Here is a 12,154-nt window from a genome sequence, read left to right as displayed (position 1 = left end):
GAGTGAAAAAATAAAAGTCGGCCAGATAATGTCAAAGAACCCTGTATCTGTCAGGGAGGATGATTATATTACCCATGCCAGACAGATCATGAGGGACAATTTCATGAGAGGTCTTCCTGTTCTGGACGGGAAGCAGAGAGTCGTGGGCATCCTGACAGATCAGGATGTACTTAACGTAAAGTCCAATAAATCCAATGTGACAGTCAGGGGTTATGTAAGGGAGTATCCCGCGATCACACCGGATACAGATATAATGGTGGCTGCCAAACTTCTCCTTGAAGCAAAGCAGCATCGTGCACCGGTAATTGCTTCAACTGTTGACAGGACTCTGGTTGGAGTCGTAAGTGAAGCGGATATCCTGAGGCACATACATCCCACAAAAAAATCACCTAAGACTGTGAAGGATGTCATGACAAAATCAGTGGAGACCACATATCCTGACGAGAATATTGCAAAGCTATGGTCGCATATGCTAGAATGGGATTATACGGGCATTCCTGTTGTTTCCCATAAAAATAAGGCTATGGGCATTGTGACCCGGAGTGATATAATAAGGTCGGGATATGCAAGGATAGGCTCCAGTGACATGCATGGCAGGGGCTCGGGTGATGCAGCAAAGGTTGAGAAAGTTATGTCAACTCCTCTTTATTCTCTGTCTCCTGATGCTTCTGTCAGTGAAGCCATCCAGACAGTGCTTGAACGCAATATCGGCAGGATCAGCGTTACGAATGAAAACAAACTGGTGGGAATTGCCGACAGACATGACCTTCTGAAGGCATGTCTTACAGGAACAGGAATCCGGTGATCCTGGTTTTACAGACTATTCAAAAAAACTGCCAAAAAATTTCATTGCGGCATTTTTTGGGATCGAAGGTCAGCTAATCTTAGTGAGTGTGGTGTTATAAAATGAATATTCGTGATAAGCGTTCCATGGAAGATCAGAAAAAGATGAAAGTACGGGAAAAACAAAACTCAGGTGATAGGTCTCTTAATAGTAAAGATCCCCTCAGATACGGAAGTAACGGCATTATCCGTGCCGGTCCTATTGACTTTGATGAAAGGATAGCCGAACATGAAGGCAGTATAATGTCTGTTTCCACCAGGGATGTGGTTATAATCCCGCCGACCACCACGATCATCTCTGCCATCAAAACCATGACAGAGAAGGGTTTCAGGCATATACCGGTGACAGATGCTGGTACGAACCGGCTTGAAGGAATGGTGACATCGGTGGATGTAATTGATTTCCTTGGAGGTGGCAGTAAGAACCTGCTCATTGAGAACCATTACAAAGGCAATCTGCTTGCGGCTGTGAATGCCTCTGTAAAAGAGATCATGCAGAATGAAGCCGACAGCATTTCAGATGGTGCAGCTATTGATGAGGCTGTAAGCAAGATGCTGGATAATATTTCCGGAGGTCTTCCTGTTGTAGACAGTGAAGGACATGTACGTGCCATCTGCACGGAGAAGGACTTTCTCCGTTTTTCAGGGGGTGTCATGACCTCCAAGAGAGTGGCCCACTATATGACCAGGAAAGTGAAATCCGTGGCAACGGACACAAGTATCGGTGCTGTAACAAAGATGATGATAGATAACGGATTCAGAAGAGTGCCGGTGGTGGATAAAGGAAATATAATCGGTATGGTCACAGCTTCTGATATAATGCATTTCCTGGGCAGTGGTGATGCATTCCACAGGCTAATGACAGGAAACGTCCACGAAGCGCTTAACGAACCTGTAAGTTCACTGATAGCTAAAGAACCTGTCAGTATAAACAAGGATGCGGATATGGGAAGTGCTGCACATCTCATGCTGGATAACAACATTGGTTCACTTCCTGTGATGGATAATGGGGAACTTGCAGGGATTCTGACAGAAAAGGACTTCTTGAAGGCAATGTCCGAATAAGGAAGATAAGTAAATAATATCTTCCTTTCGGTTTTGAGTTAATACTGATGTTGTCCTTGTTTTTTTGTTTTTATATCTGCTGAAAATCAGGCATTATTAAAAATCAATACCGCAGATAAATATCACGTCATCTCTATTAAGAGCCCGCTATTGAAAATTAAGTAAGGGATTGCTTAAATAAGAGCAAGCCAAGTATCTTATGTGGGTCGAAATGGAGTATCAGGGGGGAGAATTGTTTTCAGGGGTATTACAGATATCCCGGTTCTGCAAGGAGTGATGCCTGGAAGTGTCTTTCTTCACTTTTAGCTAAATAAATTAAAGGCAGGCAATCAAAGTATTCAGGATTCAATATCGGCTAAACATCTGTGAAACTTATTTTCGAACTGTATGATACTTCTCTGCTTATTCAATTCTACTTCAACCCGCAACAGAAAAATACCCGAATCAGCTGAATTAAGGGCTGGAGCGGGGTTTTTAGTTTTGGGGATGATCGGGAAATGAAAGAATTACTTTTTGACGTACTTTTCATGTCGGATATCAGAAAAGATCTGCTTTTGCTACTTAATGAGGGCCCCAGGGACCTTGATACTATCATGGATATCATGCATATTGAAAAACAGCCTTTAGCCCTTCAAATAAAAATACTGGAGGATCAGTATCTGGTAAAAAAGCAAACGGGTTCTTCCGGATCCTATGCGCTGACAACCATCGGTGATCTGCTTGTCAAAGAAATGAAACCTCTTATGGGTATACTTGATTTCCTTGATTCCAATAACGGCTACTGGGAAGATCACAGGCTGGATTTTATTCCCCACAGACTTCTGGAGAGGATCGAGGAGCTGGGGCCTTTCACAATATCAGAACCACGTCTATCTGAAATATATGAGTTCGATAACACCTTGCAGGAAAAATCCAGGGTTTCTGATTCACTGTATATGGTCACTACATACCTTCATCCCATGTTTATATCTTTATTTCTGGAACTTCTTGATAAGGGTGTGGATGTATCAGTGGTTCTCAGCCGGGGACTGTTTGCAAAGATACAGTCCGAACAACATGAAAAGTTTAAAAGATTGATACAAAATGAGCATACTGATCTGTATATTTATCCGGAAGAAATGCATTTCCTATCTTTTTCGGAAAATGACTACTATGTTCAGTTCATGCTCCTGACAAACGAGAACTACTATGACAACAAACGCTTCATATCCGGTAGTCAGAGCGCTCTTAAATGGGGCAGGGAATTTTTTGACTATTATAGAAATAGCTCTACAAAGGTTATGGATATCTGATCTTTTATTCTGTGGCCACTTAAAAATTCGATGTTTGCAGAGGTGGAGAGTCTACAGCAGATTTTCCGTATGTGAGTCGTGTTCATGCCTCCTGTTGAAAAACAATTATGACTTAATATGAGTTTATATTCCAATCAGGAGGTAGGGATAGATGCCACTAAAATGTCAAACAGGCATCATTGTTCTTGTAGACTCGAGATACGACCCAGATACCCCGACAAGTGCTGTCCCCACTCTGGCGGATTGTGGATAAATCCGCATATAAAAATCTGTCGTTATGGTATTTAACGTAAACCTGATTGAATTTACAACGTTAACTTAAGTTTTAACCTCAATGTAAACTTGAATAAAGTTATATAGTTTACAGGCTGCTGTGGAGAGTGTACTCGGGAAAAGAGATTCAGGGGCAGAATCCAAAGATTTATCAGACTAACCTAATAAATTCAGGACATGATCACAAATAAAAGCTTGAAGACCCGGATAAATACGAAGATAAGTGTTGAATTTACTGAATTTACCTTTGAGATTACAAAGGATAAGGCTGATTTACTTCCATGATAGTATTTTTATTTGAAAGGAGAAGACACATGGATACATGGGTAAAGCAATTACTTAAAAGTCTGGATGAAAATCTGGACGAGAAGGTAAAAATCAAAGTTATGGAATCATGTGGTGAAGAATGTCCGTTCACTCATCTTACGGATGAAAAACTTCTGAATATCAGGGACCTGGCCGCAAACGAAGATGAATTTCTGAAAGAATTATCCCGGCAGTGGAGGGTCAGTATCGAGAACGATGAAGTTTATGTTGTTTTTGACAGGTGCTATTGTCCGCTTGTAAATGAAAATACTGAAGGCGCTTCCAAAACACTCTGCTTTTGCACACTGGGAAATCTCAAGAAAAAATTCAGACTTGGACTGGGCAGGGATGTGGATGTGAAGATGGAAAAGACAATTCTTGCCGGTGATAATGAGTGTCGCTTCCGAATTATGGTGTAATATGATTATATAAAGATTTATAAACTTAAATGACCTGGATATCTAAAAAGGTACTTCCATGTCCAAAGAGCCGTTCACTGAAAAACTAAATTCAAAAAACTTTGATGAAATCAAGGGTAAGTTCAGGCATAAATTTCTCAACAGGACAATACTTCTGTTCCTGCTTCTTATACTGTTGCTGGCTTTGGTTGTTCTTGCCAACCAGCAGAACATTATAAGCATCCCACAGGCGGTTATAGACTATCTGTCCCTTGCGCTGACTATCCTGATGTCCTATGCCCTGGCTTCCATTGTGGCAAGGCTGACCGTGAACAGGATAATGTACCTGTTCGGGGATGCATTCGAGCCCGAACAGAGGATACTGCTCAGCAAGGCGTATATCGCTCTCCTGTATACGATAGCCACGATCTATGTATTTGTAATAATAGGCATTCAAGTTCAGGATATTGCAATATTCCTTGGTCTGATTGCCACGGGTTTTGCCTTTGCGATCAGGGATGTCATCCTTTCGTATATCTCATGGTTCATACTGCTGACAAAGAAACCCTTCAAAATAGGGGATCACATACACATTGAGGGTATAGAGGGGATGGTAAAACATATAGGAATGTTCTATGTGCTGCTTGACGACTCTCCGGAAACATATGATGATTTTTATAAAGTACCCAATAAGCTGTTCCTCGAAAAACCGATCCGCAATTATGGAAGAGGGCAGTTTGCAACTGAATTTGATCTGTATCTCACTAAAACGCCTGTAAATACATCTGGTATCTCTCTTGACCTGAGCACTCTCGCCGAAGAACTCAATACTGAAATAGGAAAAACTTTCTCTTCCAGGATAGATCTAAGGCTGGATTCGGATAAAGAAGGCATGAAGATCAGGGTATACTATCGTTCTTGCTATGCGGACAGGGATATTATTAAGGATAAGATACTGGCTATACTCTACAGGTCTTTACAGAAAAGTTCCAGAACGGGTGATTCAGATACAAGGGGTACAAATTGCTGATTTTTCAGAAGGGTTGGAATAAGTATATGGTAGGTTGAGGCGCCAATAGAATAACAATTACCACGCATCTGGCGCCTCTTTCCTTGCGAAGCCGAGATATATTCCATCTCGCTCCCACTCCCGTCTTCTCTTTCTCACTCCCTAACCCGTAAATCTAAATTAGTTATTTTTTTTTATTTAACCTAATCCTTTTTTACATTTAAACAGCATCTTAATTTTTGAAGTAATTCAAAAACAGATACAGAAAATTATTTCGTATTAATGTTAAGTAATTTAAATTCTATTGCGCCGGCCAATACCTAATTATACAGGATCTGTATATAATTTATATACAGGGTATTATTGTCACAAAACTTGAGTGTCAGGTATGACCATGGAGCCAAAACGTATTATCTCAATACTTGTATTTATATTACTTATTGCAATCGTTTTGCCAGAGTTACCGAAGGAACTGACTGATGATGCACCTGCTCCGATCGATAACGAGACATATCCTCCAGCCCTGATGTCAACACCGGATGACAATGAGACCGGTGCAACGGATACAAAACCCGGTTGGTGGAAACATAGCGGTCACAGTACTGTCACCTATTCCAGGGATAATGAATCCGATTCTTCTCTGTCAACTGAAGATTATGATATCGACATAAGGATCATGCTGGATGGTCAGGATGCAGCTACCTTCCCTGGTCCTTCATTTGTCTCAGGCTCAGAGGTCAATATATCATACATGGTTATCAACAGCGGAAGTTCGGGACTAATTGATGTCTGCGTAACTGACGACAACTTCGGTGATATCGGAGAATGTGACTCTCTCAGTGCAAATGAAAGTATTACTTTTGAACATGTACTCACTGTTCAGGAAGGTAACTTCTCAAGCACCGGAAGGGTAAGTGGAATAAGTGAGAACAGCCTGCAAATGTGCAGTGACCAGTCACAGATTTACTATTCAGGAGTATCCGGATATGAGGAAATACCTGAATTTCCATCGGTTTTCCTTCCTGTATCCCTGTTAATTGCACTAGCATTTGTATTTGGAAGAAAGAAGATATAATCAGGCTGCTTTACCTGTAGAGTATCTCTTCACTACTTTGTACTTTTATATTCTTTTGCAAGACTAACATACTCTGCAGCATTCTCTGATATATTCTGCATGTCCTGATCGGTGGCTTCTCTTTTAACCTTTGCAGGCACTCCCAGTATGATACTGTTATCAGGAAATCGCTTCCCCTCTGGAACAAGTGCGTTTGCACCGACAATTGAGTTCTTCCCAATCTGTGCTCCGTTGAGTATCGTAGAGTTCATGCCTATTATCACATTATCGTCTATCGTACAACCATGAACCACAGCCCCGTGTCCGACAGTGACGTCATTTCCAATATGTACATTCATGGGACTGTCCGCATGGATCACAACATTGTCCTGGATACTTGTTCTGCTGCCTATGCGAATACTGCCCGTATCACCACGAAGTACGGCATTGAACCAGATACTTGAAAAATCTCCGATTTCAACATCCCCTATTATGTCTGCAGAATCAGCTATGTATGCCTGCTCTGAGATTGAAGGTCTCTTATTCTTGAAATCCATGATCATCATATCGTCCTCGTATCATTCTTCTTTCTGTGATCGTTTAATAATTCCTGTTTCCTTATAGTTCTTCAGGCAGCAGTTTCCTGAAAAATATCCTGTACAGGCCTGTACCTGCAAGAACACAGTACATTGCATACAACCATCCATGAACTTCTGTCAGGCTAAAACTAAGAACCACGACCAGTGCCATTAACTGTGCCATCATTACTCTTGTGGGATCTAACTTTTCTTCGGTCCTGTCTGCAATGCTTTTTATTTCAGAGGAACCCATGATCACCGGGAGGAACAGTATCGCTACTATGATCAGTATCGGTAATGTCGAAAATGAGATGTTTGGTAGGATTAAACCTTCAGGTAAAACGGATAATAAGGTAATGATTCCCATAAAGATGCCAGCCCAAAAATGAATTCTGTCAGATGGGGGCAGTTTACTATCAAGCAAAAGCCCAAGCGTTGTAAGAACACCATATATCCAGGATACGGTAGATGTAAGCAGGGTTCCCAATATCAGTATAAAGAACATATCTAAAACGCCGGGTCTGACGCCTGAGCTGCGATTTAAGGTACGCAAGATCAGGAGAATCCAGAATATAGGCAGAACAGATGCCTGTCCTAATAGCGGAATAAATATCAATACCAGGGTTACAGCTACGAATGCGGATAAATCGTTATCCGGATCAAGTTCCCGGGAGACTGCCCAGGTAAGAAACACTATTATGCCTGTCCTGAAACCACTTAATACCGCACTCATGAGCGATTCTGTGGAAAAGTAATGATAAATTACTGAAGCGGGTATTACGCTTGCTGTTATCAGTAGTATAAGGAAGTTTCCCGTATTGTTCAGGTCAAGGGGACGGTTGAAGGCTGCAGTCCTGTGTATGTCCATCAGATAATATTGATCCTTTATTGATTTTAAGATATTCCATATTTTTGATAAAGTATTTATTTTTACTGTCCAGATCCTATTTTCATTCTGAGCATAGTGTTTAAGGTAGTACTAAAAATTCAAAAGCATTCTTATCCGAGCATGCCTTATGAATTTCATTCCAGATTAGCTTAAATAAAAACATGGCACTATAGGCTTATCGGGGATGGCTTCTCAGATCATTTACCTGGGGGGTCCGTATCTATCACTGATACAGTGGGGTAAACAATGAAGCAGTTACAAAAATGTCCGGTGTGTAAATCCCGGTTGGATGAGAATGGCAAAGGAATACAGTTTTGTGAAACATGTGGCTACTGGGCCAGAAAAGGGACAGCAAGACTGGACTCTTCTATGATGATTGTGTGAGGTGGGGAAAATGGGCTTACTGAAATCTAAGGAAAAAAAGAATAAGATATGTTTCCGATGCAGGGAAATGCTGAAAAGACAGATAATGGGTATGAATGTATTCTATTACTGCAGAAGTTGCGGATACCTCGTATCTTCTGACTTTGTTTGATTAGAAAAGGTCCCTGTTAAACAGGGTCCTGTATGTTTATTGATTATTTTTCGTTTTATTGTATTCTTCTCACAGGCTTTTGTGTATATGCATGCTATGTGCATTCTCTGACTTATGAGATACTAAAAAAGTTGTCCGTTTTTGCAGTGTTAACTGTTTTATATGATATGGACCATTTTACCGAAACCACGCAGGACAGATACTCATATTATACGAAGCTATCAACTGGCAAGTATGCTTTCCTGCCGGATTACTGAAAAGTGATTCAATATGGAAATGGAAGACCTTGTGATTTATACCATATTTATTGGCTTGCTTGTTAGCCTGATGTTATGTTATGCAAGCGGAGCTTTGCCATACAATCTGGATTTCATGCGTATATTTGTAATAGGCGGGGTTTGTGCATATCTTTTTAACAAGCTTCCTCTTTATTAGAATACAAGCTCTCATATCCGTTTTCCGATCGTATTTTCTGATATTTTCAATTATGTGGCAACCATCAACACCTCATCATTATGAGTATTATTATATATAATAATATAGATATATTTATATAGTTTGTTTTTATAGTAGGAATTGCAGCCACAAACCTGATAAGACAGGTTGTCTGCAGTGACCAATTTGGATACAGGTTCGATATGGACCTCATCAAAAAACGAAATCTCAAAGGATCCGGGCAAAGTCATCCCCTCAATCCCTCAAAACATAAACTTTGCCTTCATTCCTTTGCCGCAGAAATTCAAAAATGGAGTATGAGCTAAATAAGTGGAGTATGAGCGATGGTGGATACATTCCGGCACAACGCCGGGATGTATGGGGTTATTGTCGTCATCGGTTATTGTCAAAGAAGAATTACCACAAATTCCTCCGTTAAAAAAGAAAACCCGTCTCTTTTTACGATTGTGGTAATTCCTCACACTTATCTGTACAAAATCTTTTTCTCAGCTATTGTCTTCACCCAGCTCCCTTGCTTTTTCATACATCCACAAGGCATCTTTCTCTCTTCCCGTATTCTCAAGTATGTAACCCAGATTATTGAGTGTGCAGGCTGCATTAGCCTTGCAGGATGCGTTGTCGGGTTCGAGGTCAAGTATATGGATGTAGATCTTGAGAGCGTTCTCATACAATGGCTTGGCTTCCCTGAAAAGTCCCTCTTCAAGTAGCAGATAACCCAGGTTGTTCAGTATATATGCTGCATTTTCCTGGTAGGATATGCTGTATGGTTCATCTTCGAGCAAATTCTGGAAGTCATCCAGTGATGATCTGAACATCTTCTCAGCATCTTCCCGGTGGCCGGTATCCGTCAGTAGAGAGGCCAGCCGGCACTTCAGATTACCTGTTTTTACCAGTCCGGAAACCTCAGGAGGTCTGGCGGAGTATATTTGAGTATAAACGGAAAGTGCGTATTCATAATGGTCCCTGGCTTTTTCAGCTGAACCGCTCTCATCATACAGTGCTGCAATCCTCTCCAGTATCTCCGCTTTATCCTCCAGTATACTCTCATCTGTAAGCTCCATGTCAGCAAGCCTGTCGTATACTTCCAGCAGCAGGCCATAATCCCGAATCTGTTTGCTGATGTCAGCTTCCGTTTGAATAGAATTCCTGAACTTTTCCAGGGAATTACTGATCATGGAAATAGCTGAGGGACTCTCCCGGGCTGAAAGCGTAGAGATCAATATCTCTATTCCCTCTCTGGCACGTCCGGTGTCGATAAGTAACGCTGCGATCTTTTCTTTAAGTCTGGTGAAACTGTGATTATATTGTGTGTTACCGGAATCGCTCTCAACTAACTCTTCTCTGATCCCAAGCAGTTTTTTATATTCTGCAAGCAGGCTATCCTTGCTTTTGGTATCCTCTGCCAGCTTCTCCATTTCTGTGAGTGTGGCGTCTATTTTTTCCCCGGTATCCCGGTTTTCCGGTTTCATCCTGAAAAGTCTCAGGTATAGTTCAAGTGAGCCTTCGTGATCCTTTAGTCCGGACTTAAGGTCTGCAAGGGATAAAAGAACAGATGACAGCTTATCCGGATACTCTTCGTTGTCAGGTTCCAGTGAAAGCAGTTCATCATAGATTGCTACAGCTTCATTGAGAATGAACTCAGAATTTTCGTAATTCTCCTTCTCTGTCATTATACCGGCAATTTTTTCCAGAACACCTGCAATAGATGCTTTTACTGTTGTATTTTCAGGATAGGATTCCGCAAGCAGCTCAAACCTGTTCAGGACTGTACCATAGATCTGGAGCTGTTCTTCCCTGTCGTCCAGATGGTCTGCAAAGAGTTCAAGATCATTGATGAGAATACTCACCGAACTTGCGTAAGTATCGTCCGTCTCAAGCTGCGTTTCTTCGCTTGTAATATCTATTGCACTCCTGAGCTCGGAAACAGCTTCTTCATTTCGGTTCAATCCTGCAAGGATATTTCCTTTGATGTTCCGGGAAAAGGCAACATTCAGCCTGTAGGAAGTGTTTGAAGGATCAGTTTCAAGTAATTTCTCAGACAAGCGCTCAATCAGTCCGTAAGAGGAAAGTTTTGCTTCGGATGCTTCTTCTGTTTCCACAAGACTGTTAAGCTCGCCGAGTATAGCAACCGTCCTTCGACGAATTTCGGAATCCGCAGGATTAGCTTCAAGCAGCTTTTCCAGGATGTCCAGGGCTTTTATAAGATTGTTCTTTGCACTTTCATGATACTGCTGTTCGGCAAAGTGGGATGCAAGTTTGTTCAGGATGGTCACTTTCTTCAGAGCGCATTCACTGTCTGGCTCATCGCAAATATCTAGTATCTCAAGTGCTTCTTTGTATGCATCCTTTGATTCATCTTTTTTACCAAGAAGTGCAAGTCTGTCCCCGTATGTGCCAAGTGCCAGTGATAACCTTTCCTTGTAGGATTTCTCTGAAGGGTCTGCCTGGACTATATTCCTGTATGTGTCGACAAGTTGCCTGTATCTGTCCTCTGAATCTTCAAGCTGTCCGGCATCGGCTTCAAGATCAAGGAGGTTTCCTAGAATAGTTGCCATCTTGAACTGGAAACTAATGTCCTGCTTTTTGTCTTCCGGTATTTCTTCCATTATATCAAGGGCTTTCTGAAAATTCTCCTGGGCAGTTTTGTAGTCCTTGTTCTCGGCAAGTAGTGCGCCAAGATTGTTCAGTGTGGAAGCTGCATTTGATCTATGTGTTACATTATCGCTTTCTCTTTCGATAAGTTTCTCATAGGCTCTGACAGAAAGCTCATATTTTTGTATTGCTTCTGACGAGTTTCCTTTCTTTTCAAGTATCGGGGCTATACTACTGAATATGCCTGCGCTTTCTTCGGTGGTCTCGTAGCCTTTTCCGGATAGCTCTGTGATGATCTCTGCTGCCTCAGTGTACTTTTCAAAGGCTTTTTCCTCTTTTCCTTCCGATAACAGAAGGTCTGCATAGCTGTGCAGCACAGTCTCAAGTATATCTGAAGTATCTGTATCCCGTGCCTCTTCTTCTGCCTGCTCCAGGGCCTGGATCGCGTCTGCGTATAACCCCTTCTCAATAAAGGACACCCCTCTGTTCAGGTGCCTGACTGCCATATCTCGTGATCGCTTGGACATAAGGTATTTCTCTGAATATGATTATTAAAGGTATAAATGCCAGACAGTATTCTGGATACTATTATATCTTCTGGCCAACCCGGTATATATTACTGTAACAGGGTTATACATGTAACATTAGCTTGATAACTGCTTTGTTCTGTATCCTGCTTTCAGGAAAGACAATAACGAATTTATCAGTTTTATGAGAGAGTTTGTTTATATATTCGCCTAAAGGATGGTTTAATATATTTTGTTTCCAATAATAATTGAAAACAAGAAAATTTAATATTCAATAATTAACTGAACTTAATAATAATATCTGGTGCCTGCTAAAATTCCTGACAATTGCAGGAAC

The 12,154-nt window shown here is 41.3% G+C and carries 9 protein-coding genes; 6 read left to right on the top strand and 3 right to left on the bottom strand.

Annotated features, from left to right (window positions below; genetic code table 11):
* Positions 1 to 28: 28 nt before the first annotated feature.
* The 6 genes from HWN40_RS11565 (at position 29) to HWN40_RS11540 (ending at position 6,261) form a co-directional block, all read left to right on the top strand.
* Positions 29 to 805 (top strand): CBS domain-containing protein, encoded by a 777-nt coding sequence (locus HWN40_RS11565; protein ID WP_176965878.1) that lies wholly within the window; start codon positions 29 to 31, stop codon positions 803 to 805.
* Positions 806 to 906: 101 nt separating this feature from the next.
* Positions 907 to 1,908, top strand: a complete 1,002-nt coding sequence (locus tag HWN40_RS11560) for a CBS domain-containing protein (RefSeq protein WP_176965877.1) — start codon at positions 907 to 909, stop codon at positions 1,906 to 1,908.
* A gap of 497 nt (positions 1,909 to 2,405) precedes the next feature.
* Complete coding sequence (locus HWN40_RS11555) at positions 2,406 to 3,200, top strand: helix-turn-helix transcriptional regulator (RefSeq protein ID WP_176965876.1); 795 nt, start codon at positions 2,406 to 2,408, stop codon at positions 3,198 to 3,200.
* A 587-nt stretch (positions 3,201 to 3,787) separates the two neighbouring features.
* The gene (locus HWN40_RS11550) at positions 3,788 to 4,198 is read left to right on the top strand and encodes a DUF6144 family protein (RefSeq protein WP_176965875.1); all 411 of its coding nucleotides are present in this window, start codon (positions 3,788 to 3,790) and stop codon (positions 4,196 to 4,198) included.
* 58 nt (positions 4,199 to 4,256) lie between these two features.
* A complete protein-coding gene (locus tag HWN40_RS11545; RefSeq protein WP_176965874.1) occupies positions 4,257 to 5,207 on the top strand; it encodes a mechanosensitive ion channel domain-containing protein in 951 nt (316 codons plus the stop codon).
* A 373-nt stretch (positions 5,208 to 5,580) separates the two neighbouring features.
* On the top strand, positions 5,581 to 6,261 hold the full coding sequence (locus HWN40_RS11540; RefSeq protein WP_176965873.1) for a PEF-CTERM sorting domain-containing protein: 681 nt from the start codon (positions 5,581 to 5,583) through the stop codon (positions 6,259 to 6,261).
* A 32-nt stretch (positions 6,262 to 6,293) separates the two neighbouring features.
* On the opposite strand, the gene HWN40_RS11535 is transcribed toward HWN40_RS11540, so the two are convergent.
* The 3 genes from HWN40_RS11535 to HWN40_RS11525 all read right to left on the bottom strand — a co-directional run bounded on the left by HWN40_RS11535 (position 6,294) and on the right by HWN40_RS11525 (position 11,796).
* Positions 6,294 to 6,803: a gamma carbonic anhydrase family protein gene (locus HWN40_RS11535; protein ID WP_176966402.1), complete on the bottom strand. Its 510-nt coding sequence runs from the start codon at positions 6,801 to 6,803 to the stop codon at positions 6,294 to 6,296.
* Between the two features lie 55 nt (positions 6,804 to 6,858).
* Positions 6,859 to 7,686: a hypothetical protein gene (locus HWN40_RS11530; RefSeq protein WP_176965872.1), complete on the bottom strand. Its 828-nt coding sequence runs from the start codon at positions 7,684 to 7,686 to the stop codon at positions 6,859 to 6,861.
* 1,497 nt (positions 7,687 to 9,183) lie between these two features.
* Positions 9,184 to 11,796: a tetratricopeptide repeat protein gene (locus tag HWN40_RS11525; RefSeq protein WP_176965871.1), complete on the bottom strand. Its 2,613-nt coding sequence runs from the start codon at positions 11,794 to 11,796 to the stop codon at positions 9,184 to 9,186.
* Between the last annotated feature and the right edge of the window lie 358 nt (positions 11,797 to 12,154).

This window comes from Methanolobus zinderi, assembly GCF_013388255.1.
Taxonomy (GTDB): Archaea; Halobacteriota; Methanosarcinia; order Methanosarcinales; family Methanosarcinaceae; genus Methanolobus; species Methanolobus zinderi.
The sequence above is the reverse complement of the archived record's forward strand: the minus strand, read 5'-3'. Positions and strand labels throughout refer to the sequence as shown.